Annotated in this window: 22 protein-coding genes; 8 read left to right on the plus strand and 14 right to left on the minus strand. The window is 73.6% G+C overall.

Annotation, left to right across the window (positions count from 1 at the left end):
* Positions 1-7: 7 nt before the first annotated feature.
* Positions 8-790 carry a hypothetical protein gene (locus tag J3P41_RS05170; protein ID WP_210649132.1) on the minus strand — a complete coding sequence of 261 codons (783 nt, stop codon included), beginning with the start codon at positions 788-790 and terminating at the stop codon, positions 8-10.
* A 42-nt stretch (positions 791-832) separates the two neighbouring features.
* On the opposite strand from J3P41_RS05170, the gene J3P41_RS05175 reads away from it, so the two are divergent.
* Together J3P41_RS05175 and J3P41_RS05180 are read left to right on the plus strand one after the other, a co-directional pair.
* On the plus strand, positions 833-1954 hold the full coding sequence (locus tag J3P41_RS05175) for an ATP-dependent DNA ligase (RefSeq protein ID WP_210649133.1): 1122 nt from the start codon (positions 833-835) through the stop codon (positions 1952-1954).
* Positions 1951-2541, plus strand: coding sequence for a hypothetical protein (locus tag J3P41_RS05180; RefSeq protein ID WP_210649134.1), 591 nt, complete (start codon positions 1951-1953; stop codon positions 2539-2541). The genes J3P41_RS05175 and J3P41_RS05180 overlap by 4 nt, the downstream gene beginning before the upstream one ends.
* Positions 2542-2579: 38 nt before the next feature.
* Here the strand turns inward: J3P41_RS05180 and J3P41_RS05185 are convergent, their stop codons facing one another.
* The gene (locus J3P41_RS05185) at positions 2580-3668 is read right to left on the minus strand and encodes a sulfotransferase family protein (protein ID WP_210649135.1); all 1089 of its coding nucleotides are present in this window, start codon (positions 3666-3668) and stop codon (positions 2580-2582) included.
* Between the two features lie 88 nt (positions 3669-3756).
* On the opposite strand from J3P41_RS05185, the gene J3P41_RS05190 reads away from it, so the two are divergent.
* Positions 3757-6525 carry a stealth conserved region 3 domain-containing protein gene (locus J3P41_RS05190; RefSeq protein WP_210649136.1) on the plus strand — a complete coding sequence of 923 codons (2769 nt, stop codon included), beginning with the start codon at positions 3757-3759 and terminating at the stop codon, positions 6523-6525.
* A gap of 215 nt (positions 6526-6740) precedes the next feature.
* Here the strand turns inward: J3P41_RS05190 and J3P41_RS05195 are convergent, their stop codons facing one another.
* Both J3P41_RS05195 and J3P41_RS05200 read right to left on the minus strand, forming a co-directional pair.
* Positions 6741-7823 carry a DNA polymerase domain-containing protein gene (locus J3P41_RS05195; RefSeq protein ID WP_210649137.1) on the minus strand — a complete coding sequence of 361 codons (1083 nt, stop codon included), beginning with the start codon at positions 7821-7823 and terminating at the stop codon, positions 6741-6743.
* Positions 7824-7832: 9 nt separating this feature from the next.
* A complete protein-coding gene (locus J3P41_RS05200) occupies positions 7833-8726 on the minus strand; it encodes a hypothetical protein (protein ID WP_210649138.1) in 894 nt (297 codons plus the stop codon).
* Between the two features lie 83 nt (positions 8727-8809).
* Here J3P41_RS05200 and msrB point away from each other — a divergent pair, with 83 nt between their 5' ends.
* A complete protein-coding gene (gene msrB, locus J3P41_RS05205) occupies positions 8810-9205 on the plus strand; it encodes a peptide-methionine (R)-S-oxide reductase MsrB (RefSeq protein ID WP_210649139.1) in 396 nt (131 codons plus the stop codon).
* Here msrB and J3P41_RS05210 read toward each other — a convergent pair whose 3' ends face one another.
* The 3 genes from J3P41_RS05210 to hemG are packed head-to-tail and all read right to left on the minus strand — an operon-like array spanning position 9206 to position 12167.
* Positions 9206-10045 carry a hypothetical protein gene (locus J3P41_RS05210; protein WP_210649140.1) on the minus strand — a complete coding sequence of 280 codons (840 nt, stop codon included), beginning with the start codon at positions 10043-10045 and terminating at the stop codon, positions 9206-9208.
* Between the two features lie 54 nt (positions 10046-10099).
* Positions 10100-10804 carry a hydrogen peroxide-dependent heme synthase gene (hemQ, locus tag J3P41_RS05215; RefSeq protein WP_210649141.1) on the minus strand — a complete coding sequence of 235 codons (705 nt, stop codon included), beginning with the start codon at positions 10802-10804 and terminating at the stop codon, positions 10100-10102.
* A 4-nt stretch (positions 10805-10808) separates the two neighbouring features.
* Positions 10809-12167, minus strand: a complete 1359-nt coding sequence (gene hemG / locus J3P41_RS05220) for a protoporphyrinogen oxidase (protein ID WP_210649142.1) — start codon at positions 12165-12167, stop codon at positions 10809-10811.
* 54 nt (positions 12168-12221) lie between these two features.
* Between hemG and J3P41_RS05225 the strand changes: the two genes are divergently transcribed.
* Positions 12222-12995 carry an NYN domain-containing protein gene (locus tag J3P41_RS05225; RefSeq protein ID WP_210649143.1) on the plus strand — a complete coding sequence of 258 codons (774 nt, stop codon included), beginning with the start codon at positions 12222-12224 and terminating at the stop codon, positions 12993-12995.
* A gap of 103 nt (positions 12996-13098) precedes the next feature.
* Here the strand turns inward: J3P41_RS05225 and J3P41_RS05230 are convergent, their stop codons facing one another.
* From J3P41_RS05230 to J3P41_RS05245, 4 genes are read right to left on the minus strand one after another with little or no spacing between them, the layout of a single operon-like run.
* A complete protein-coding gene (locus J3P41_RS05230) occupies positions 13099-14448 on the minus strand; it encodes an MFS transporter (protein WP_210649144.1) in 1350 nt (449 codons plus the stop codon).
* Positions 14445-15083 carry a flavin reductase family protein gene (locus tag J3P41_RS05235; RefSeq protein ID WP_210649145.1) on the minus strand — a complete coding sequence of 213 codons (639 nt, stop codon included), beginning with the start codon at positions 15081-15083 and terminating at the stop codon, positions 14445-14447. Before J3P41_RS05235 ends, J3P41_RS05230 begins: the two co-directional genes overlap by 4 nt.
* Complete coding sequence (locus tag J3P41_RS05240) at positions 15080-15634, minus strand: NADPH-dependent FMN reductase (RefSeq protein ID WP_210649146.1); 555 nt, start codon at positions 15632-15634, stop codon at positions 15080-15082. The genes J3P41_RS05235 and J3P41_RS05240 overlap by 4 nt, the downstream gene beginning before the upstream one ends.
* Complete coding sequence (locus J3P41_RS05245; protein ID WP_210649147.1) at positions 15631-16773, minus strand: LLM class flavin-dependent oxidoreductase; 1143 nt, start codon at positions 16771-16773, stop codon at positions 15631-15633. The genes J3P41_RS05240 and J3P41_RS05245 overlap by 4 nt, the downstream gene beginning before the upstream one ends.
* 219 nt (positions 16774-16992) lie before the next feature.
* Between J3P41_RS05245 and J3P41_RS05250 the strand changes: the two genes are divergently transcribed.
* On the plus strand, positions 16993-17967 hold the full coding sequence (locus J3P41_RS05250) for a LysR family transcriptional regulator (RefSeq protein ID WP_210649148.1): 975 nt from the start codon (positions 16993-16995) through the stop codon (positions 17965-17967).
* Here J3P41_RS05250 and hemE read toward each other — a convergent pair.
* A complete protein-coding gene (gene hemE, locus J3P41_RS05255; protein WP_307861834.1) occupies positions 17942-18988 on the minus strand; it encodes a uroporphyrinogen decarboxylase in 1047 nt (348 codons plus the stop codon). The two genes, J3P41_RS05250 and hemE, sit on opposite strands and share 26 nt — an antisense overlap.
* 71 nt (positions 18989-19059) lie before the next feature.
* Between hemE and J3P41_RS05260 the strand changes: the two genes are divergently transcribed.
* Entirely contained in the window at positions 19060-19680 is a 621-nt protein-coding gene (locus tag J3P41_RS05260) for a DUF3000 domain-containing protein (RefSeq protein ID WP_210649149.1), read from the plus strand.
* Positions 19681-19684: 4 nt separating this feature from the next.
* On the plus strand, positions 19685-21031 hold the full coding sequence (locus J3P41_RS05265; protein WP_210649150.1) for an HRDC domain-containing protein: 1347 nt from the start codon (positions 19685-19687) through the stop codon (positions 21029-21031).
* A gap of 3 nt (positions 21032-21034) precedes the next feature.
* Here the strand turns inward: J3P41_RS05265 and J3P41_RS05270 are convergent, their stop codons facing one another.
* Positions 21035-22477, minus strand: a complete 1443-nt coding sequence (locus tag J3P41_RS05270) for an extracellular solute-binding protein (RefSeq protein ID WP_210649151.1) — start codon at positions 22475-22477, stop codon at positions 21035-21037.
* Between the two features lie 188 nt (positions 22478-22665).
* Positions 22666-23262, minus strand: coding sequence for a hypothetical protein (locus J3P41_RS05275; RefSeq protein ID WP_246861459.1), 597 nt, complete (start codon positions 23260-23262; stop codon positions 22666-22668).
* Positions 23263-23275 lie beyond the last annotated feature (13 nt).

Here is a 23275-nt window from a genome sequence, read left to right on the forward strand (position 1 = left end):
CGTGTCGTCACGGTGCTCGGTGGTTCCTTTCCCGCCTGCGCCCGGACGAAACCGGGGGCGCCGAGCCGGACCCGTCGAGCTCACCGGCCAGCCAGGCGGCGAGGTCGTCGGCGCGGTGCCCCAGGTCGGAGCAGTCCAGCACGAGGGTGCGCCGGTCGGCGACGGCGGAGCGCCACGGACGAGGGCACAGCTCCCAGGCCGCGTCCCGGTCCAGGTCCACGACCAGGCGGCGCGCGCGCGATCGGACGCTCGCGACGTCGGCGCGTGCGGACCGGGCCCGGCCGGCGGGGAAGTCGAGGACGAGCTCGTCGTCGGTGAGCCAGAGCGCGGGGCGGCGGCGGCGGCCGACCAGCACGAGGACGACCCGGACGAGGAACCACAGCCCGACCACGCCGGGGACGGTGGCGACGAGGCCCCAGTCGGCCCCCGCCCCGACGCCGGCGCCGAGCAGGGCGATGCCCACCGCGGCCAGCCCGGCGTCGAGCGCCACGGTGTGCCACCAGGGCGCCGCCCAGCTGCGGGCGACCACCGCCCGCTTCTGGTCGACCACGCCCTCGGTGAGGGTCGGCAGCTGCCTGGTCGCCGCCACCACGCCCGCCAGCACGAGCGTGGCGGCCACGGCGTACGCGGTGTAGGCGACGAGCAGCAGGAGCCCGACGGGGTCCCGACCGGTCATCGCCGCGGCGCCCAGCGCGGCGAGCAGCGTGCCGCCGCCGGCGAGCGCCAGGTCGGCCGCCACCTCGCCCCACTTCTGCCGTCCGGCGAACCGGACAGCGGGCGGCGGGCTCATGTCGCGATTCTAGGAGTCCACCGGAGCACTACGCTCGGGGTCGTGGACCTCCCCGTGATGCCGCCCCTCCTGCCGATGCTCGCCAAGAGCGTCAGCGGGGTGCCGGACCCGGTCAAGCACGGCGGCCTGAGCTTCGAGCCCAAGTGGGACGGCTTCCGCTGCCTGGTCTTCAAGGACGGCGACGAGGTCGAGCTGGCCAGCCGCAACACCAAGCCGCTCACCCGCTACTTCCCCGAGGTGGTCGAGGCCTGTCGTCGCCAGCTGCCCGACCGGGTGGTCCTGGACGGCGAGATCTTCGTCGGCCTCCGCGGGTCCGCGGGATGGCGGCTGGAGTTCGAGACCCTCCAGGAGCGCATCCACCCGGCCGCGAGCCGCGTCGACAAGCTGTCCGTCGAGACGCCCGCGGGGTTCGTCGCCTTCGACCTGCTCGCCCTCGGCGACGAGTCCCTCCTCGGGCGCCCCTTCGCCGAGCGCCGCGCCGCGCTGGTGGCCGCGCTGGGACACCTCGACGGCAGCGGCCCCTGCTTCCTCACCCGCACGACCGAGGACGCCGCCGAGGCCGAGCGGTGGTTCGAGGAGTTCGAGGGCGCCGGCCTGGACGGCGTCGTCGCCAAGCCCCTGGGGGCGGCGTACGAGCCCAACAAGCGCACGATGCTCAAGATCAAGCACGAGCGCACCGCCGACGTCGTGCTCGCCGGCTACCGCGAGCACAAGACCTCGACCCCTGAGGAGCCGCTGATCGGCTCGCTGCTGCTCGGGCTGTACGACGACGCCGGCGAGCTGCAGCACATCGGCGTCTCGGCCAGCTTCACCGCGAAGCGGCGTGCGGAGCTGTGGCGCGAGCTCCAGCCGCTGGTCTGCGACATCGCCGACCACCCGTGGGGCCGCTGGAACGAGCTCCTCACCGCCAACCCCGACCGGGTCCCGGGCACCCAGAGCCGCTGGAGCGCCGGAAAGGACCTCGGCTTCACCGCGCTGCGGCCAGAGCGGGTGCTGGAGGTCAAGTACGACCACATGGAGGGCCGCCGGTTCCGGCACACCGCGCACTTCAAGCGGTGGCGCACCGACCGCGACCCGGAGACCTGCCGCTACGACCAGCTCGACGAGCCGGCGGGCTACGACCTCACTAGAATCCTCAGCACCGACCCCGGAGGCGAGTCATGACCGAGCACAGCGATCCCGTTCGCGCGAACGACAGCATCCACGACGGCCAGGGCACCTACGACGTGGTGCTGCTGGTCGAGCAGGCGCTCACCGCAGCCGACGCCCAGCAGGTGCGCTCCCTGCACGCCGAGATCGAGGATCGGGTGGTCTACCACGTCCTGCTGCCGCTCGAGGACGCCGCGGCCCGGATCGAGGCGTCCCTCGGCACGCTCGGCGCCGGCGACCTGATGGCCGCCCCGGCGCTGGCGATGAACGACGTCGACATCGAGGCGCTGCGGCGCGAGTGCCGGGAGAGCTCGTCGTCGGACCTGCAGAAGACGCTCGCCGCGCTGGCCGCCGCCGGCGGCGAGGCGACCGGCAAGGTGACCTCCGAGCCCCCGGTCGACGCCCTGGCCGCGCTCGTCACGGCGGTCGACGCCCGCGAGGCGATCATCCTGACCCGCCCGCACGTGGTGGCGGAGTTCTTCCACGTCGACTGGACCTCGCGCGCGCGCCGCCGGCTCGGCGTGCCGGTGCTGCACCTGATCGAGCACGAGACGTTCGCCGAGCAGGCCTCCGGCTCCGGCGAGGGCGTCAGCGGCGTCTGAGGCCCTGGTCCTGCGGTGGCCTCAGCCGCGAGCCGGCGTCACCCGCGCGGGGAGCGCACCCGGCGTACGACGGCGCGGCGCAGGATCGCGGCGGCCTCCCGACCACCGACCGCCGGCGCCTCGGCACGGCGCGCCTGCTCCAGCTCGCGCCGCAGCTGCTGCACCGTCGCCCGCTGCGCCTCCCGCGCCTCGCGCGCGGCCAGCGTCGACTCGGCCTTGGTGTGGTCGAAGGTGAGCGCCACGGCGTCGGCGTAGCGGGCGTTGTAGTCCTCGTGGATCCGGTCGAGCGCCGCCAGCGTCGCGGGGTCGTGCGGCGTCGCGATCAGCACGCCGAGGAGCTGCCACACCTCCTCGGCCATCTCCCGCAGCCACCCGGGCGTGCGTACGTCGTCCCAGGTCAGCTGCGACTTGCGCATCGACGGCTCGATGAAGTCGTCGACGGCGTGGTGCTCGCGCGAGGTGAGGTCGGCGGCGAGGTCGAGCCCGAGCTGCTCCTGCACCGGCGTGAGCGCCGCGCGCCAGTCGGCGAGGAGGTCGACGTAGCGCACGAAGGACCGCTTCGCGCCCCGTCCGGCCTTCTCGGTGAGCAGGGCCGCGTGCACCCAGCCGGCGACGTTGGAGGTCTCCTTGGTCAGCCGCAGGTCGTCGGACTGGCTCGAGAGGTAGGCGATGTCGCGGGAGCCGACGACCTCGGCCGGGTGGCGCAGCGCGGTCAACCACCGCAGGTCGGCGCCGAGCTCGCCGGCCACCTCCGCCCACACGCGGGCGAACCAGAACGCGTGCGGGTCCTTGACGACCACCTGGTCGGCGTCGAGCTGCCCGGCCAGCCACTCGCGCAGCTCGGCGGCGGGCAGGCCCTCCGCGACGTAGCGGGCGACGATGTCGACCGCCGCCGGGCGGCTGTCGATGTTGAACAGCGCCAGCTCGCGCAGGTGGCGCTTGTGGAAGTCGATGACCCACTGCGGCTCGTAGAAGCCGCGCGGGTTGGTCTCCGACGCCTCGACCTCGGGCTGCGGCACGTGCAGCCCGAGCCGCTTGAGCGTGCCGGCGAGGGAGCTGGTGCCGCTGCGGCCGGATCCGGAGACCAGCACCAGCGGGGTGCCCGGCTGCGAGGGGGACGTCGGCATGCGGGTCACCCTATCGGCCGGGGCCGGGCCTCTAGGATCGTGCCGACCCGATCGGCGGACCCCGCTCCCGGACAGGATCGAGACACACGTGGCACTCACCGACAAGGTGCGTTCGGCGATGCGCCGCACCCGCCGCGACGGCCCGCTCGACATCGTCTTCGTCCTCTTCAACGCCGACGGCATGGGCGGCACCGCCCGCTCCGGCATCGAGCAGGCCAATGCGCTGGTCGGCCTGGGTGAGGGGCACCGGGTCCGCATCCTCAGCGTGACGCGCAGCGGTGCGTCCACCCACTACCGGCTGGCCGACGGAGTCGAGGTCACCTACCTCGTCGACGTACGCGGCGCGCAGCCGAGCGCGGTCGCCGACCGGCCCGCCCCCGACGTCGCCGCCGAGCTGGCCCGGCGCGAGTCGGTGATCGTGCCCCGCTCCTGGGACGCGCTCTACAACGGCCTCACCGACGCGACGCTGCGCGAGGCCCTGGGTGCCCTCGACGCCGACGTCCTCGTCACCACCACCCCCGAGCTGCTGGCGGTGGTCGCGCAGCTCGCGCCCCCGGGCGTGGCGCTCGTCCACCAGGAGCACCGGGCGTCCTCCAGCCGCGTCAACGACCTGGGCGCGCTGCTGGAGTTCGCGCCGCGCGCCGACATCGTGGTGTCGCTGACCGAGTCGATGTCGCGCTGGCTGGCGGGCCGGCTCGGCGGCGCCGCCCCCGAGCTGCTGGTGGTCCCCAACCCGCTGCCGGCCGAGCCCCAGCCGCGCTCGCCGCTGGACCAGAGGACGTTCGTGACGGCCGGGCGGCTGGCGCCGGAGAAGCAGTTCGAGCACGTCGTCGACGCGTTCTGGCGCATCCACGAGCAGCTGCCCGGGTGGAGGCTGCGCATCTGGGGCGACGGCCCGCGCGCGGACAACCTCGCCGCGCAGGTCCGCAAGCTCGGGCTCGAGGACCGCGTCGATCTCCCCGGCTCGACCGACGACCTCGCCGCCGAGTGGGCCCGCACCAGCGTGGCCGTGCTCGCCTCGCGCGGCGAGGGCTACCCGCTGGTCCTGCAGGAGGCGATGTCCGCGGGCGTCCCCGCGGTGTCGTACGACTGCCCGTCGGGGCCGCGCGAGATCATCACCCACGACGTCGACGGCCTGCTCGTGCCGCCGGGCTCCAAGGCCGCCCTCGCCGCGGCCATGCTGCGGGTGGCCGCGGACGACGAGCTGCGCAGCCGGCTGGGCGCGGCGGCGCTCGAGCGCTCACGGCGCTGGGACGGCCGGGTGCTGGCGCGCCAGTGGGTCGAGACCTTCCGGCGCGCCGTCGAGCGGCGCGCCGACCCGCTGGCGCCGCGCCGCGTGCTGCACGGGCTGCGGCCCGGCCCGCTCGGCGACCTGCCGGAGACCTCCTCGGCGGCCGGGACCACCCCCGCTGAGGCGCGTACGACGACCCTGCGGGTGGTCGCCTCCGCCGCCGCGGCCACCGGGGACGGGTGGTTCGTGATGCCCGCGCGCGGCCTCGACCCGCATCCCGTCGTCGTCGTGCCGTCGTCGCGACGGGTCGACTTCCTCGCGGCGCTGGCCGAGGCCGCGGTCCCCGATTGGCTCTCGGTGCGCGACCCCGCCGAACGCGGCTGGCACGAGCGCCGCGGCACGGTGGCCGCGATGACCGCCGACCTGGCGCGCACGCGTACGGCCTCGCTGTTCCTCGAGCCGTGGCCGATGCGCGGCGGGCACGACGGCCTGCTCGCGGAGGGCGTCGAGGTGTCCGTGCAGTTCTGGGAGGAGTCGCCCGACGGCGACCTGCTGGCGCCAGCCCACAACCGGTTCGGCGACCGGGTCCCGGCGGGCAGCCCCCGCACGACGATCGAGGTCGACGGGGTCGCGGTGCCCACGCTCGAGGCGATGGCGCTGCCGACCCTCGACGACTGCCGCTTCGACGTCGACGTCGTCTACACCTGGGTCGACGGCGACGACGAGGAGTGGCTGGCCGCTCGCGACGCCCGGATCGTGGCCCTCGGCGGCACCCCGGACCGGCGGGCCACCGGCGCCGCGCGCTACCGCAGCCGCGACGAGCTGCGCTACTCGATGCGCAGCATCCACCTGTTCGCCCCGTGGGTGCGGCGCATCCACCTCGTCACCGCCGGCCAGGTGCCGTCCTGGCTCGACACCGCCCACCCGAGCATCCGGGTGGTCGACCACCGCGACATCCTGCCCGCGTCGGCGCTGCCGACGTTCAGCTCGCACGCCATCGAGACCCGGCTGCACGCCGTGCCCGACCTGGCCGAGCACTTCGTCTACGTCAACGACGACGTCTTCCTCGGCCGGCCGCGACGGCCCGAGCACTTCTTCACCCCCGGTGGGCAGTTCGCCGCCTTCGTGGCTGATCACCGTGCCGTCGGACTGCCCGGCACCGACGACCGCCCCTACCTCTCCGCGGCGCAGAACAACCGCCGGGTGCTCGCCGACGCCTTCGGCGTGGTGCTCACGCACACGATGATGCACAGCCCGCACCCGCAGCGGCGTACGGTCCTGGCGGAGATCGCGGCCCGCTTCCCCGACGAGGTGGACCGCACCACGCATGCTCCGTTCCGGTCCCCCACGGACCTGTCGATGCTCTCGTCCTTTGCGCAGAGCTACGGCCTCGTGACCGGTCAGGCCGTCCGCGCCGGCGCCCACCACGGCTACGTCGACCTCGGCCACCAGCAGCTGCCGGTGCAGCTCAAGGCGATGCTCAAGCGCGACCGTGACTTCTTCTGTGTGGCCGACAACCACGTCTCGGCCTTCGACGAGGAGCGGGCCGACGGGCTGCTGCTCGACTTCCTGCAGCGGTACTTCCCGATCCCGGCGCCCTGGGAGCTGCTGCCGGGCGGTGCGTGAGCCACATCCTCGCGGCTCGCGATGTGGCTGGGACACCGCTGCCGGCGTGGCGGCACACGACGCGCTGCCGGGCGGTGCGTGAGCCACAATCTCGCGGCTCGCGATGTGGTTGGGACACCGCTGCCGGCGTGGCCGCACACGACGCGCTGCCGGGCGGTGCGTGAGCCACATCCTCGCGGCTCGCGATGTTGCTGGGACACCGCTGCCGCAGCACGTCAGTCGGCGATGCGGTTGCCCTCGGCGTCCCAGTGCGACTCGACCTTCTTCGACGGCTGCACGCGCGGCGGCTCGCCGGGCATCTTCGGGTGGTCGGGCGGGTAGTTGAGCTCGACGGGGTGCTCGGCCCAGAGGTCGAGCAGCGGCTGGAGCGAGTGGTGCTCGTCGTCGATGGCCGCCCACGGGTCGCCGTCGGAGTCGAGGCGGTCGGGGACGGTGAAGAGGGTGAAGTCCTTCGGCGAGGTCAGCCCGGCCAGCTCGTCCCACGTCACGGGAGTCGAGACCGGCGCGCCGGGGATCGGCCGCAGGGAGTAGGCGGAGGCGATGGTGCGGTCGCGGGTGTTCTGGTTGTAGTCGACGAAGATCCGCTCGCCCCGCTCCTCCTTCCACCAGGCGGTCGTCACGCCGCCGTCGCGCTTCTCGAGCTCACGGCCGAACGCGATGGCGGCGTGCCGCACCTCGCTGAAGTCCCAGCGCGGCTCGATGCGGACGTAGATGTGGACGCCCCGGTTGCCTGAGGTCTTCGCGAAGCCGGTCATGCCGAGGTCGTCGAGGAGCTCGCGGGCGACCCCGGCGACGCGCACGACGTCTGCGAAGGTCGTGCCCGGCTGCGGGTCGAGGTCGATGCGCAGCTCGTCGGGGTGGTCCACGTCGTCGCGCCGCACCGGCCAGGGGTGGAAGGTCAGCGTGCCCATCTGGGCGCACCACACCGGCACCGCGATCTCCGTCGGGCAGATCTCATCGGCGGTGCGCCCCGACGGGAAGGTGATCTGCACGGACTCCAGGTAGTCCGGAGCGCCCTTCGGGACGCGCTTTTGGTAGAACGCGTCCGCGTCGCGGTCCTGCGGCCCGGTGGCGAGCCGCATCCCCTCGCGCACGCCCGAGGTCCAGCGCTCGAGCGCCGTCGGCCGGTCGCGCAGCGCCCGCATCAGGCCGTCCTCGACGCTGGCGAAGTACTCCGCGACCATCAGCTTGGTGATCTCGGGCGTCGTGTCCGTCGCCTCGTAGATCACCCGCTCCGGAGAGGAGATGCGCACCTCGCGCTCCCCCGCCCGGACGTACGCCTCCGACGCCTTCGCCATGTCCCGACCCTAGCGGGGGGCGCTGGCAGGCTGCAGGTTCGACTCGACGACGACGACGCCGTCGCCGAACTCGCGGTCCGCCCACCGCTGGATGCTGCCGTCGTCGTGGAAGACCGCCAGCTCCATCTCGTTGTCGAGGTTGCCGCCGACCTCCGTCACGCCGGGCAGGTCGAGCCTCACGAGGCGCATCTGGATCTCCTCCAGCTCCTCCGCCGAGCGCTCGACCCCTGTCACGCACAGCATGCCGCCCCAGACCTCCCGGACCGCCGCCTCGGCAGCTGCGGGGTCGCCGGCCACGTAGACCGACAGGACCGTGTTGGCGGGGTCGCGCGGACCCGGCGAGCCGTCCGGGGTGCTCACGGCAGCCATCGCGAAGCCGTCGAGCTCCTGCGCGAGCGCACTGGCTCGGAGGTAATCGTCCTGGGTGACCCGGTTGGGGTCGGGCACCCGCCACCCGCCGGTGGGCGTCGGGCACGGGATCTCGAAGTCCCAGTCGTCCGGCGACGGGTCGGGCGGACTGGCTTCCTCCACCGTGAAGGTCGCGCCGTCGAAGGTGCCGACCAGCTCGTAGGTGCCCGCCCGCACTCCCCGATCCGCGGCGGGCGCGCCGCCGTGGCGGTCCCAGTCCCAGCCCGCCAGGGCGACGTCGTCGCACAGGAGCGGGTCGGGCACCCCGCCTCCGAAGGTCGCGTTGCTGAAGCAGAGATGTGCGCCCGAGCCGTCATCGGTCACGACCACCGGTGTCGACGTGACCACCCGACCCTCCGCGCCCGGCACGGCGGTCGGTCGGCGGACCGGCTCGTCGGAGGCCGCGTCCAGCGGCTCAACCGTCGGTGCCCCAGACACCTCACCGCAGCCCGTCGCCACCACGAGCGCCCCGGCCGCCAGCCATCTCCCCCTCATGGCGACACCGTCGCGCACGCCGGGCCCGGCGCGCGAGGGGTGTGGCCGGATCGTGACCTTCGGTCGCGCCGTAAACTGGGCCCATGGCCTACGACGTGCAGAAGACCGACGAGCAGTGGCGCGAGGAGCTCACCCCCGAGGAGTACGCCGTCCTGCGACAGGCCGGCACCGAGCGCGCCTTCACCGGTGAGTACACCGACACCGAGACCGAGGGCACCTACTCGTGCAAGGCCTGCGGCAACGAGCTGTTCACCAGCGACACCAAGTTCCACTCCGGCTGCGGCTGGCCGAGCTTCTACCAGCCGATGACCGACACGGTGGAGTACATCGAGGACAACTCCCACGGCATGAAGCGCGTCGAGGTGCGGTGCGCGAAGTGCGGCTCCCACCTCGGCCACGTCTTCCCCGACGGCTTCGGCACGCCAACCGGTGACCGCTACTGCATCAACTCGATCAGCATCACGCTCAACGAGAAGTAGTCACTCCGCGGGCACCAGCGCGGAGCCGACCCGCACCAGCCCCTCGCCGTACGTCGCGTCGGCCCACTCCTGGATCGACCCGTCGTCGTAGACGACGTGCGCGTCGAGGGAGTCGGGCGCGGTCGAGCCGCTGCTGAGCAGCTGGTCCCCCAGCTCCGCCTGCAGCTCCTGGTTGACGGCGTTGAGGTCGGCGTCGGTGCGCTCGACGATCGTCACGCACAGGGGGCCGCCCCACGTCTCCCGCAGCGTGCTCTCGGCGCCCGCGGCGTCCTCGGTGACGGCGACGTTGACGGTGTCGCCCGACAGCCACGCCGTGGCGTAACCCGGCAGCGTGGACGCGGCGGCGAGGGTGGCGTCCATGTCCTCGGGCGTGGCCTTGGCGGGGTCCGTGGATGCCGGCGCGTCGCAGGCCGCGTCGAGCGGCTGCTCCTCCGGCTCGGCCAGCGCGTCGTACAGCGCCGCCGGCACGGCCTCGGAGACGGTGAACGTCGTCCCGTCGAACGTCCCGGTCACGGCGTACGAGCCCCAGGTCACCCCGGCGGCCTGCTCCGAGCCCACCTCGCCCCACTCGAACCCCTCGAGCGCGGGGCCGCCGCACTGCGGCGGGTGCGACTCGGCCACCACCCCCAGGCACAGCTGCGGGCCGTCGCCGTCGTCGAGCACCGTGACCAGCCCGCTGGTGCGCACCTCGCCGTCCGGGACCGGGGTGGGCACGGCGTCGGCCGGCGCGCTCGTGGCGTCATCGGCGGCGGCCGGGTCGACGGCGCGCATCTCGCTCTCGGTCGAGCAGGCGCTGAGCGCGACGGCGGCCAGGGCAAGCGACAGCGGAAGTGTCCTCATGGCTGTGGGACGTTACCGCGACCGGGCCGGTTCCGAGCCGGACCCGGTCCGGCGTCAGGGCAGCCGGGCGAGCAGCTCAGCCGGCGTGACGCGGGCGCCGGTGTAGAACGGCACCTCCTCGCGCACGTGGCGGCGGGCGTCGGAGGCACGCAGGTCGCGCATGAGGTCGACGATGCGGTGCAGCTCGTCGGACTCGAAGGCGAGCATCCACTCGTAGTCGCCGAGCGCGAACGAGGCGACCGTGTTGGCGCGGACGTCGGCGTAGCCCCGCGCGAGCTGCCCGTGCTCGGCGAGCATCCGGCGGCGCTCGCCGTCCTCGAGGAGGTACCACTCGTAGGAGCGGACGAACGGGTAGACGCAGACGTGGGCGCGCGGCTCCTCGTCGGCGAGGAACGCGGGGATGTGCGACTTGTTGAACTCCGCCGGCCGGTGCAGCGCCATCTGCGACCACACCGGGTCGAGCCGGCGGCCGAACGCGGTGCGCCGGAAGGCGTTGTACGCCGCCTGGAGCTGCTCGGAGTCGGGTGCGTGCCACCACACCATCACGTCGGCATCGGCGCGCAGGCCGCTGACGTCGTAGATGCCACGGACCACCACGTCCTGCTCGGCCAGCACCTCGACGAGCGCCTCGACGTCGGTCGCCTCCGCGTCCCGGTCGGCGTCGCCGAGGACGTCGCGGAGCCGGAACACCGACCACATCGTGTAGCGGATCGTCTCGTTGAGCTCCTTGGTGCGGGCGGCGTTCGTCTTGTCGCTCATGTGCTCATTCTGCCCGGGTCACCGCGGCGGCAGCGCGCCGGGCCGAGCCGATGACGGCCGGGACGCCGACGCCGTCGTACGCCGCGCCGCACACCGCCAGGCCCGGCTGCCCGGCGAGCGCGGCACGGATCCGGGCCACCCGGTCGAGGTGGCCCACGGCGTACTGCGGCAGCGCTCCGCCCCACCGCTGGACGTGGCTGTCGACGGGGCGGGCGGTGATGCCGGCCATCGCGGCGAGGTCGGCGAGCGAGGCGCGCACCAGGTCGTCGTCGGGGGCCCGCAGCGTCGCCTCCTCCCCGTGCCGGCCCAGCGAGGTGCGCAGCACCACCACGTCCGGGTCGAGGTCGTGCACCCATCCCCACTTGGCGAAGGAGAACGTCGAGGCCTTGATGGCGCGCCCCTCGACCGGCGGCACCAGGAAGCCCGAGCGCTCGAACAGTGCCTCCGGCACGTCGCGGGCCCGGAAGGCCAGCGTCACGACCGCGACGCTGGCCGACTGCACCGCGGCGAGCTCCGCCGACGCCTCGGGCAGCACGTCGGTGAGCAGCCGGGCGGTGGGCGCGGCCGGCGTGGCCAGGACGACCGCGCCCGCCTCGATCGTCTCGGCGTGGGTGGTCGGGCCGACGGTGAGCGCCCACCCGGTCGCCGTACGTCGCAGCGCCCGCACGGTCGTCGAGGTGCGCACCTCGAAGCCACCCTCGTCGCGCACCAGCCCGGGAAGCGTGCCCATCCCGCCGCGAGGGGCGGCGAAGACCGGAGCGGTGCTCGTCGGCACGGCGGCGGCCTGCTCGAGCAGGCTCCCCCGTCGCGCCATGGCGAGCAGCTGAGGCACGGCCGCGGCCGCCGAGATGCGGCGCGCGCGGCCGGCGTACACGCCGCCGAGGAGCGGCTCGACGAGCCGGTCGACCAGCTCGTCGCCCAGGCGTGCGGCGACCAGGTCCCCGACCGACACGTCGTCGTCGACGGTGGCACTGGTCTCCGCCGCGGCTCGGGCGAGGCCGTCGGGACTCAGCACGCCGCTGGCGGCGAGCTGCTCCAGGTCGAATGGCACGCCCATGAGCGAGCGCGGCATCGCGCGCAGCGCTCCGCGCGACCACAGGCCGGACGTGGCGGCCGTCGGGTGGACCAGGTCGGCGCCGATCTCGCGGGCCAGGTCGACGCCCTCCGGCCGGCGGGCCAGCATCGCCTCGGCACCGACGTCGACGGGGAGCCCGGCGACCTCGGCGCTGCTGAGCTTGCCGCCGATGCGGGGCGAGGCCTCCAGCACGAGCACGTCGCGTCCGGCGGCTGCGAGGTCCCGCGCAGCGACCAGGCCGGCGATCCCGGCGCCGACGACGACCACGTCCCGCCTGTCCTGCACCACACCGCCACCCTAGGCTGCACGGCCCCTAGGCTGCACGGCCCTAGGCTGCACGGCATGGAAGCCAACGGCGGTGCCGACCGCATCGCAGTGATGATCGACGCCGACAACACCCGGCCGGCGTACGCCGGTGAGGTGCTGAGCGAGGTCGCCAAGTACGGCAACCCGACGATCCGGCGGGTCTACGGCGACTGGACCAACCCGCACCTGAACCAGTGGGCGCGCAAGCTCAACAGCCTCGGCCTGCGGGCGATGCACCAGAACGCGTACACGACCGGCAAGAACTCCACCGACCTCGCGCTGGTCATCGACGCGATGGACCTGCTCTACGACGGCAACGTCGAGGCGTTCGCGCTGGTGACCAGCGACAGCGACTTCACCAGCCTGGCGCACCGGCTGCGCGAGTCGGGCAAGGCCGTCTACGTGCTCGGTGAGAACAAGGCGCCGGAGTCGCTGAGGAACGCCTGCGACAAGTTCATCGACCTGGCCGTGGTCGCCGACGCCGACGAGGCCGACGACGCCGATGCGGTCGACACGGACGAGGGCGGGACCGACGACGAGACGGTGAAGGCCCCGTCGATCAACCTGGAGAGCGCCCTGACCCGCGCGGTCAACGCCGTCTCCGACGACGAGGGCTGGGCGCTCCTGCCGGCGCTCGGCAACCAGCTGATCCGCACGCACCCGTCGTTCGACGCGCGCAACTTCGCCGGGCCCGGTGGCCGGCTGAGCACCCTCGTGGCAGCGCAGCCCTACCTCGAGACCGAGGGCACGGGCAACGCGCTGCGGGTCCGGCTCAAGGGCGGGGGCCGGCGGTCGTCGGGCAGGTCCTGACGCAGGCGGGCATCTAGCAGGCGGAGACGCGCGGACCATGGTCCGCGGCCCACCTCCCCGCCGCGCGCGCGGCGGCGCCCGGCGGGGAGGAATGTCCGCGCGTCTACGCGGGTGCCGCCACCTGCTCGGCGGGCTCGAGCTCCCGGGCAGCGGCCGCGCCGTCGAGCGCGCGCCCCCGGGTCTCGGGGAGGAACCGCGCGCAGACCAGGGAGATCGCCGCCACCAGCACGTTGTAGCCCGCCACCCACCACAGGGTCCCGTCACCACGGGTGACCAGCCAGGCGGCGATGAGCGGCGTCAGGCCCGACGCGAGGATGCCGGAGACCTGGTAGAGCGTGCTCAGCGCGGTGTAGCGGTAGCGCGTGTCGAACAGCTCGGACCAGAACGCGGCCAGCGGTCCGTAGACCGTGCCGTAGACGAGGCCCAGGCCGACGACGAAGACGACCGAGATCGCCCAGCGGTCCTCCGTCTGGATCAAGAAGGCGGCCGGGAACGCGAACACCAGACCGATCCAGGCGCCGACCCGGAAGACCGGCTTGCGGCCCACGAGGTCGGACAGCGCCCCGGAGATCGGCACCAGGACGACGCCCAGCACCGCGCCGACCAGGATCGCGTCGAGGGCCCAGCTGCGCGGCAGCTCGAGGTTCGTGGCGACGTAGGCCAGCAGGTAGACCGAGAACAGGTTGAACGTGAAGCCCTCGATGAACCGGGTGCCCATGCCGAGCAGCAGGGGTCGCGGCTGCTGCGCGAGGAGGTCGCGCAGCGGGAGCCGGGAGATCTCCTTGCGCTCCTGCACCTTGGCGAACTCCGGTGTCTCCATCACCGACAGGCGGATGTAGGCGCCGATGCCGAGCAGCACGATGCTCACCAGGAAGCACGCGCGCCAGCCCCACGCCAGGAACGCCTCCTCGGGCAGCAGGCCGGCCAGGGAGAACGCTCCGGCAGCCAGGGCGAGCCCTCCGGGCACGCCGATGTGCGCGAAGCTGCCGTAGAAGCCGCGGCGCTCCGCCGGGGCGTACTCGACCGCGAGGAGCACGGCGCCGCCGTACTCGCCGCCGACGCCGATGCCCTGCAGCACCCGCAGGACGACGAGCGCGACCGGGGCCCAGACGCCGATCTGGTCGTAGGTCGGCAGCAGGCCGATCAGCGCCGTCCCGACGCCCATGATCACGAGCGTCAGCAGCAGCATCTGCTTGCGCCCGATGCGGTCGCCGAAGTGCCCGAACACCAGCCCGCCGATGGGGCGGGCGAGGAAGCCGACCGCGAAGGTGGCGAACGCCGCGAACTGCGCCGCCGGCCCGTCGAGGCCGTTGAAGTAGAGCTTGTCGAAGACGACCGCGGCGGCGGTGCCGTAGAGGAAGAAGTCGTACCACTCGATGGTGGCGCCGACGGCCGAGGCGAGGGCGACGCGGCGGGGGCTGGGCGCCGCCTGGCCGGAGCGCGTGTCGCTCATGCCGCGTCCTCCGCCTCGTCGCGCGCGGATCGCTCCGGGGCGCCTTCGGCGGCCCCCCGGTCGACGTCGGCGCCGTTGATCCGGCCGTCGAGGCGGGACGGGTCGAGGTCGTCGCGGTGCAGCTTGGCGAAGGCCGAGCGGTGGAAGACCAGCGGGTGGTGGCCGTCGCCGGCGCCGACGCGGTGCACCCGGAGCACCACGATGACGTGGTCGCCGGCGGTGACCTCGGCGTGCACCGAGCAGTCGTAGGTCGCGACCGCCTCGTCGAGCAGCACGGCGCCGTCGGTGGTGACCTTGAAGGGCAACCCGGTGAAGCGCTCCTCACGCGGGCCGGCGAGCTGGCGGCACACCACGTCGTGGTGGTCGGCGAGCACGCTGATCCCCATGCGGCCGGCCTCGCGCAGCAGCGGCCACGTCGAGCTGGTGGCGGCGATCGAGAACGACACGAGCGGCGGGTCGATGCTGACCGATGTGAACGACGAGGCCGCGATGCCGGTGAGCTGGCCCTTGACCGAGGCCGCGACCGCGACCACGCCCGAAGGGAACGCCCCGAACGCGTCGCGCAGCGTGCGCTGGTCGATCGCCGCCGCGCCCTCGGGCGGGGAGGTGGGTGGGGTGGTGGACTGGATGGTCATGCGGACACCGCCTGGCTGGGTTCGAGGGTGGACTGGGGAGCCGGCACGGGCCCGGATCCGGGCGCGGACCCGAGTGCGGGCAGCAGGTGCTCCGCCGTGGCGTACCAGGCGTCGTACGGCTCCGCGTCGGCGTGCTGGGAGTCGAGGAGGTACAGCCCGCGGGTCGGCACGGACGCCCCCAGCTCGACGAGCAGGGGTCGCAGGCCGTGCTCGATCGCCAGCGCGTGCACCGGCGAGGCGCCGAGCATCAGCGGCACGGCGGTGACCCCACCGAGCCCCTGATGGGGGAACCGGTCGAGGAACGCCTTGAGCAGCCCGGTGTAGGTGGCCTTGTACGTCGGGCTGGCGACGACCACGACCAGGCTGCCGGCCACCTCCTCGACGAGCCCGCCGATCGTCTCGGAGCCCCACTCGAAGAGCTCGGAGGCGTGGTCGGCGAGGTCGACCACGAGGTCCGCGCCGCCGAGCCGCTCGGCGAGGGCCAGGGCAGAGTCGTAGGTGCGCGAGCGCGGCTTCGGGTTGCCGACGACGACCGCGACGCGCGCGCTCACGACGCCGCCCGCTCGGCGCCGAACGGCACCGAGGTCTGCGCGCCGGCCGGCACCGGGTTGGTCCACAGCCCACGCTTCTCCAGCACCGGCAGCACGCCCTCCCCGAAGTGGTAGGCGCCCTCGAGGTGGGGGTAGGCCGACAGCACGAACTCCTCGATGCCGACAGCGGCGTACTGCTCGATGAGGTCGGCCACCTCCTCGTGGCTGCCGACCAGCGCGGTGCCCGCGCCCCCGCGGACCAGGCCCACGCCCGCCCAGAGGTTCGGGTGGATTTCCAGGCCGTCGCGGCTGCCCTGGTTGAGGGCGAGCATGTTGCGCTGGCCCACCGACTCCGAGCGCCGCAAGCCCTCCTGCACGCGCCGGATGTCCTCGTCGGAGATCCCGGCCAGCAGGCGGTCGGCCTCGGCCCAGGCCTCCTCGGAGGTGTCGCGGGTGATGGTGTGGACCCGGAGGCCGTACGTCAGCTCGCGACCCCGCTCGGCGGCCAGCGACCTGATCCAGGCGACCTTCTCGGCCACGGCCGCGGGCGGCTCGCCCCACGTCAGGTAGACGTCGGCGTGCTCGGCCGCGACCCGGCCGGCGGCCGGTGAGGAGCCGCCGAAGTAGATCTGCGGGATCGGGTCGGGCAGCTGCTGGAGCCGGGCGCCCTCGACGCGCAGGTGCGTGCCGGCGAAGGTCACCTCCTCGCCCGCCCAGAGCCGCCGGACGATGGTGAGGAACTCCCCGCATCGCTCGTAGCGCTCGTCCTTGTCGAGGAAGTCGCCGTAGGCGCGCTGTTCGTGGGACTCGCCGCCGGTGACGACGTTGAGCAGGAGGCGTCCGCCGCTGAGGTTCTGGAACGTCGCCGCCATCTGTGCGGCGAGGGTCGGCGAGGTGAGCCCCGGGCGGAAGGCGACCAGGAACTTCAACCGCTCCGAGAGCGGGGCCAGCATCGCCGTGGTCAGCCAGGCGTCCTCGCACCAGGCGCCCGTCGGCGTGAGCGCGGCCTCGAAGCCGAGCTGCTCGGCGCTGCGGGCGACCTGGCCGAGGTAGGGCACGCTCGCGGGTCGCCCGGCGGCGCCGTGGTCGACGCCGTGGCCGCCGCTGACGACCTGGCGGCCGTCGCCGCCGTTGGTGGGCAGGAACCAGTGGAACTTCATCGGACCTCTCTCGTGCTCGGCGTCGGTAGATGACTATCTCTACCAATCTTGTAGACAAACCTAGCAGGCCGGTGCTCCAGCGCCGGCGTGCTCGACTGCCGGGGATCTCGATGGGGCGCAAGGCGTCGCCTGGCGCCCTTACCTTGCACACCATCGCCGGCGCGCTTTGTATAGTGTTTACATTGACTTTAAGTATTTGACCATCGAGGGAGCGCGCGCGTGCGGATCGAACAGCTGGAGTACCTGGCGGCGGTGACCGAGCACGGGTCGCTGCGCCGGGCGAGCGAGGCCATGCACATCTCGCAACCGGCGCTGAGCGAGGCGCTGACCAAGCTCGAGAAGGAGCTCGGCACGACACTGCTGGACCGGCGGCGTACGGGCTCCCGCATCAGCCGGCAGGGGCTCGACCTCCTGCAGAACATGACCGACGTGCTCGAGGCCGTCGACCGCCTGCGCACCGCCGCCGGTCAGCAGTCCCTCCGTCGTCGCGACCTGCGCATCGGCACGGTGAACACCGCCTCCTCCAGCCTGCTCGCCCCGGCCCTGCGCGACCTCCACGCGCGGCATGGCTCGGGCGGCGTCGAGGTCGTCACCGGCCGGCAGGCCGACATCCAGCAGGGACTCGCCGAGGGCTCGCTCGACCTCGGGCTGGTCAACGTGCTCCCCGGCGACGAGGTGCCCCCGGGCCTGGTCGCCGACCGGTTGATCGAGGGCCGACCCGTCGCGTGCCTGCGCGCCGACCACCCGCTCGCCTCGAGGGAGCGGATCGCCGTCGACGACCTGCGGGCGGAGGCGCACGTCCTGATGCGTCCGGGCTTCGTGATGCACCGCTACGCGCACCGGCTGTTCGCCGGCGTCCTGCCCGAGACGACGTACGCCACCGACGGTGCCGAGATGGGCAAGGCGATGGTGGCCGCCGGGCTCGGCATCGCGATCCTGCCCGACTTCTCCATCGTCGCGGACCCGTTGGTGCGCGCCGGCGTGCTCACGACCCGGCCGATCCACACCGACCACACCGTGGTCACCCTGCTCATGCTGCGTCGCCGCGCCGAGCGCACCCCGGAGACGCTGCGCGACCTGCAGACCGCGCTGGCGCGACAGGCGCGCTCCTACCTGGCCTCGCTCGAGCTGGCGCCGACGGCCTCCGACCTCACGCCGGTGACGCCCATCAGCAGCCGTGCACGAACTCCGTGAGCGCCAGCAGCTGATCCGGGTCGGTCGACGGGATCACCCCGTGGCCGAGGTTGAAGATGTGGCCCTTGGCCGCTCGGCCGGCGGCGATGATCTCGCCGGCACGCCTGGTCATGACCTCGGTGGGGGCGAAGACGAGGGTGGGGTCGAGGTTGCCCTGCACGACCCGGTCGCCCACCAGCGGGATCGCCCGCTCCAGCGGCGTACGCCAGTCGACGCCCACGACGTCCGCCCCGGCCTCCCCCATCAGGTCGAGCAGGTTCGAGGTGCCGACGCCGAAGTGGATCCGCGGCACGCCGAGCTCGCCGGCAGCCGCGAGGACCCGCTGCGAGTGCGGCATCACCGACGCGCGGTAGTCGGCCGGGGTGAGCGCGCCCGCCCAGGAGTCGAACAGCTGCACGGCCGAGGCGCCGGCCTCGACCTGGATGCGGAGGTACGTCGCGGCGATGCCGGCGATCTTGCGCATCAGCGCGTCCCAGACGTCCGGGGCGCCGAACATCATGGCCTTGGTCTGCGCGTGCTCCTTGGACGGCCCGCCCTCCACCAGGTAGGAGGCGACCGTGAACGGAGCCCCCGCGAAGCCGATCAGCGGGGTCGCCCCCAGCTCGGCGACGAGCTGGCGCACCGCCTGGGAGATGTAGGGCACGTGGTCGGGGGTGAGGTCCGGGATCGCCTCGACGTCGGCGAGCGTGCGCACCGGCGAGGCGACGACCGGGCCGACACCGGGCCTGATGTCGAGGTCGACGCCCACCGCCTTGAGCGGCAGCACGATGTCGGAGAAGAAGATCGCCGCGTCGACGCCGTAGCGCCGCACCGGCTGCAGGGTGATCTCGGTGACCAGGTCGGGGTCCATGCAGGACTCCAGCATTCCGACGCCCTCGCGCACCTTCAGGTACTCCGGGAGCGAGCGACCCGCCTGCCGCATGTACCAGACCGGCGTGTGGGACGGCGTCTCCCCGCGAGCGGCCGCGAGGAAGGGGCTTCCGGCCAGGCCGGGGTGCGGGGCGGCGGCAGCGTCGATCACGCCTGAATCTTCGCAGGTCAGGCGGCGTGGCGGCACATCGGCGGAGCCGCGGGCTGGCCTACTGTGGGCCCATGGTGGCCCGTCACGAGACCCACCCGGGCAACGCTGCCACGGCTGGGCCTGCGGAGTTCCGCGCGGCTGTGGAGTCGATGCGTCGCGCATCGCTGCGTCCCGAGGTGCTCTGCGAGGAGATGCCGGCGCCCCAGCGCATCGCGCCGTGGTCCGCCGCGCTCAGCGGCGACGTCACGGTCGACGACGAGGACCTCGGCACCGGCCGGCTGATCCTCCTGCACGACCCCGCCGGCAACGACGCCTGGGACGGCACGTTCCGCTGCGTGGCCTACGCCCGCGCCGACATCGACCCCGAGCTGGGCGCGGACCCGATGCTGGCCGCGGTCGGCTGGTCGTGGCTGACGGAGGCGCTCGAGGCGCACGCCGCCGAGTTCCACGCCGCATCGGGCACCGTCACCTGCGTGAGCACCGAGAGCTTCGGCGGCATGGCCGACGAGCCCGGCACCGCCCAGGTCGAGATCCGGGCGTCGTGGACGCCGGACGTCGACGAGGACGGCGGGCTCGACATGACACCGCACGTCGAGGCCTGGGGCGAGCTGATGTGCACCGCCGTCGGCCTGCCGCCGGTCCCGGAGGGGGTCACCGCCATCCCGAGCCGGCGTGGACAGCGCGGCGGCTGAGCCGATGCCCGACATCCCGGACGAGCCCACCGCCGACCTCACCGCCGACCTCAGCGCCGACCCCAGCGACGACCCCACCGACGTCATCGACGACCCGAGCGACGACCCCACCGATGACCCGACCTCGGAGACCGAGGCCGCGCCGGCGCCGCTGCTCGTGCTGCGCGACGGGCTGCCCGAGGTCGTCGAGACCGACGAGCGCCTGGCCGAGGCGTGCGCCGCTCTCGCCCGCGCGACCGGGCCGGTCGCGATCGACGCCGAGCGCGCCTCGGGCTACCGCTACTCCAACCGCGCCTACCTCATCCAGCTGCGTCGCGAGGGGGCCGGCACCTGGCTGGTCGACCCCATCCCGCTGACCACCCTCGCGCCGCTGCAGGAGGCGCTCGAAGGTGTCGAGTGGATCCTGCACGCCGCCACCCAGGACCTGCCCTGCCTGCGCGAGGTCGGGCTGACCCCCACCAGCCTGTTCGACACCGAGCTGGCCGGCCGCCTGCTCGGCTACCCACGGGTGGGCCTGGCCACCCTGGTGGAGACCCTGCTCGGCCAGCGGATGCGCAAGGAGCACTCCGCGGCCGACTGGTCCACCCGGCCGCTGCCCACGCCCTGGCTGGAGTACGCCGCCCTCGACGTCGAGGTGCTCGTCGAGCTGCGCGACCACATGGCCGCGGAGCTCGAGAAGGCCGGCAAGGCCGAGTGGGCGCGCCAGGAGTTCGACCACCTGCTGGGCTTCGAGCCGGCCGTCCGGGTCGACGCGTGGCGGCGTACGTCGGGGGTGCACCGGCTGCGCGGCCGACGCGCGCTCGGCGCGGCGCGGGCGCTGTGGGAGGCGCGCGACGCGCTCGCCGCCGAGCGGGACGTGACCCCCGGCCGGATCCTGCCGGACTCCGCGATCGTCGCGGCCGCCACGGCGATGCCCACCGACCGACGGGCCCTGCTGGCGACCCCGGGCTTCCACGGCCGCGGGGCGAGCCGCTACGCGGCGACCTGGGTCGAGGCGCTGCAGCGGGTCCGCGACATGCCCGAGGACGAGCTGCCGGCCCGGGCGCCGCGCGGCGAGGGTCCCCCGCACCCGCGCACGTGGGCCGACCGCGAACCGGTCGCCGACCGCCGCTTCAAGGCGGCCCGTGAGGCGATGCTCAACCTCGCCGAGGTCCACCACCTGCCGGTCGAGAACCTGCTGACCCCCGACTACCTGCGCCGTCTCATGTGGGCGCCGCCGGCGACCCGGGAGCCGGCCGCACTGGCGGAGGCCGTGCGCTCGCAGCTGGCGGCGTACGGCGCCCGGCCGTGGCAGGCCGAGCTGGTCACCGGCGCCCTCGTCGGCGCGATCCTGGGCGCCGAGGCGGAGTAGGCCTCACTCCGTCGGCGACTCGCTCGCTGACCCGGTCGAGGAGTCGGTGGGGTCCTCCGACTCCTCGGTGTCCTCCTCCGTCTCCTCCTCGGGAGCGAGCACCGTCCGCGAGGCCTCGTCGATCTCCTCGGTGACCTGCTCGAGGTCGAGCACCCCCGGCTCGGTCACGAGACGCTCGAGGTGGGGGGTGACGGCTTCGACGAGCTCCTCGCGCTGGTCGATGAACGGCGGCACCTCCATGTAGCGGATGCTGGAGTTGTAGACCTCGGCGGTGGCCGGCTCGTTGCCCGGAGCGAGGAAGTCGGGCGAGGAGGCGACCTCGGTATTGGCCGGGACGATGTAGCCGGTCGAGGCGACGGTGGCGATCGCGGCGTCCGAGACGGCGTAGGCGATGAAGTCGGCCGCGTCCTGGGTGACCTCGGAGTCGGCCGACAGGCACAGGCCGCTGATGTCCCCGACGGTCGCCCGGTTGTCGATCGTCGGCATCGGCAGCACGTCGAAGTCGAGGTCCTCGGCCTCGCGCAGCTCCGGCACGAGGTCGCGGAAGCCCGCGATCATGGCCAGCTCGCCGCGCTTGAACAGCTGCACCGGGGTGGCCCGCGCGAGCTGCGCGTTGGTGGGCGTCAGCGTGGGGTCGCGCAGGATCTCCAGCGTCAGGGTGAGTGCCTCGCGCGTGTCGTCGTCGGAGAAGGCGAGCGAGGTCGGCTCCCGGTCGTCGTCGAAGACCTGCCCGTCGCCGGAGTAGATGAACGGGCTCAGCCCCTGCAGGGTCGGGTCGATCCAGATGCCGCGACGGTCGCCGCGACGGGCGGCGAACTTCGCGGCGGCACCGAACTCCGCGAGGGTCCAGCGGTCCCGCACGCCTTCCTCGTCGGGGGTCGGCACGTCGAGCTCGCGGCGCTCCATCTTGTCGAAGTCGACGATGTCGGTGTTGTAGTAGATGACCATCGGAGAGACCGAGTACGCCATGCACTGCAGCTCGTCGTCCATGGCGAAGGCGTCGACGGCGTCGCGGGAGAAGCGGTCGCCGAAGTCGACGCCGCGCTCGTCGAGCAGCAGGCTCACCGGCTGGAGGGCTCCGGCGTCGACGAGCTGGCCGAGGTCGATGCGAGAGGTCAAGAACGCGTCCGGCGCGTTGCCGGCGAGCACGTCGGCGAGCGCGGACTCGTGGTCGGGCCAGGACTTCAAGGTGACCTTGCGGGTGGTGGAGGCGGCGTTGAACGAGTCGACGACGCTCTGGAAGGCCGCCACCTGCTCGTCGCTGCCGTAGGCGCCGAAGACGACCTCCCGAGGCTGCGACGGGGCCGGCTTCGTAGGCGGCCGGGCCGGCCCGGACGCCGGGTCGGCGTCCCCGGTGCACGCGGCGGTCGTGAGCGCGACCGCCAGGGCGCACCCGGCGGCGGCGAAGCGGCGAGGACTCAGGCGGGCGGTAAGGGGACGGAGCACGGCGAAACCCTAACGGTCGAGGGCAACGCGCGTGCCTGCCCACGCGGGCCGGCGCGGAGCCCGCCGGGCGGAGCCGGAGGGCGAGTGCGCCGGACCGGGAGCGCCTCACGGCGCGTGGCCGCTCGTAGCGGCTTCATTTGGGACCCGGGGCTGCCACAGCCCGACGCACTCACCACCATTGTAAAACCTCAGCCCAGCGTGTGCCTGATTTCCTCGTGTCCGGCCGCCTCCAGCTGCTCGGAGAGCGTCAGCATCCGGGTGATCTCCTCGTGGGACGACGCACCGAGGCTCGCGCGACCGGCCGCGACGATGCGGGCGAAGGCCGCCGCGCGGAACAGCGTGACCGCGAAGTCGCCGCGCGCGATGCCACGCAGCACGTCGTCGACCATCCGCCGCAGCTCGTCGGGCCCCGGCGGGTCGGCCACGCCCGCGACGACGCGGGCCACGTCGACCCGGCGCTGCCCGGCCTGGTACTCGGCAGAGACCCGCTCCGGGGCGGCGTACACCCAGGTGCGGAGCAGGAACAGCCGCCACAGACTCCCCGCGAGGGTGTCGGCGGGCGCCCCCGACCACACCTCGGCCAGGGTCTCGAGGCCCTCGTTCTCGACCAGGTGCACGATGCGCTCGGCCAGCGCCGGGTCCTGCGCGTCGCGCGCCCCGCGCACCAGCACGGTCGCGGCGAGGTCACCGGCCTCCCGCAGGCGCGCCGGGTCGGTGCCCCCGGCGATGTCGGCGAAGAAGCCGTCACCGGGCGTCATCGGACGGTGGTGGGGACGATCCGTCATGGTGCCAGCCTAG

Source organism: Nocardioides sp. SYSU D00065 (assembly GCF_017916425.1).
GTDB lineage: Bacteria > Actinomycetota > Actinomycetes > Propionibacteriales > Nocardioidaceae > Nocardioides.

Bases quoted from the DNA above. Each gene is read 5' to 3' on its own strand.
- J3P41_RS05170 (WP_210649132.1), bottom strand. From the start codon at position 790: ATGAGCCCGCCGCCCGCTGTCCGGTTCGCCGGACGGCAGAAGTGGGGC.
- J3P41_RS05180 (WP_210649134.1), top strand. From the start codon at position 1,951: ATGACCGAGCACAGCGATCCCGTTCGCGCGAACGACAGCATCCACGAC.
- J3P41_RS05185 (WP_210649135.1), bottom strand. From the start codon at position 3,668: ATGCCGACGTCCCCCTCGCAGCCGGGCACCCCGCTGGTGCTGGTCTCC.
- J3P41_RS05195 (WP_210649137.1), bottom strand. From the start codon at position 7,823: ATGGCGAAGGCGTCGGAGGCGTACGTCCGGGCGGGGGAGCGCGAGGTG.
- J3P41_RS05200 (WP_210649138.1), bottom strand. From the start codon at position 8,726: ATGAGGGGGAGATGGCTGGCGGCCGGGGCGCTCGTGGTGGCGACGGGC.
- msrB (WP_210649139.1), top strand. From the start codon at position 8,810: ATGGCCTACGACGTGCAGAAGACCGACGAGCAGTGGCGCGAGGAGCTC.
- J3P41_RS05210 (WP_210649140.1), bottom strand. From the start codon at position 10,045: ATGAGGACACTTCCGCTGTCGCTTGCCCTGGCCGCCGTCGCGCTCAGC.
- hemQ (WP_210649141.1), bottom strand. From the start codon at position 10,804: ATGAGCGACAAGACGAACGCCGCCCGCACCAAGGAGCTCAACGAGACG.
- J3P41_RS05225 (WP_210649143.1), top strand. From the start codon at position 12,222: ATGGAAGCCAACGGCGGTGCCGACCGCATCGCAGTGATGATCGACGCC.
- J3P41_RS05230 (WP_210649144.1), bottom strand. From the start codon at position 14,448: ATGAGCGACACGCGCTCCGGCCAGGCGGCGCCCAGCCCCCGCCGCGTC.
- J3P41_RS05235 (WP_210649145.1), bottom strand. From the start codon at position 15,083: ATGACCATCCAGTCCACCACCCCACCCACCTCCCCGCCCGAGGGCGCG.
- J3P41_RS05245 (WP_210649147.1), bottom strand. From the start codon at position 16,773: ATGAAGTTCCACTGGTTCCTGCCCACCAACGGCGGCGACGGCCGCCAG.
- J3P41_RS05260 (WP_210649149.1), top strand. From the start codon at position 19,060: ATGGTGGCCCGTCACGAGACCCACCCGGGCAACGCTGCCACGGCTGGG.
- J3P41_RS05265 (WP_210649150.1), top strand. From the start codon at position 19,685: ATGCCCGACATCCCGGACGAGCCCACCGCCGACCTCACCGCCGACCTC.
- J3P41_RS05275 (WP_246861459.1), bottom strand. From the start codon at position 23,262: ATGACGGATCGTCCCCACCACCGTCCGATGACGCCCGGTGACGGCTTC.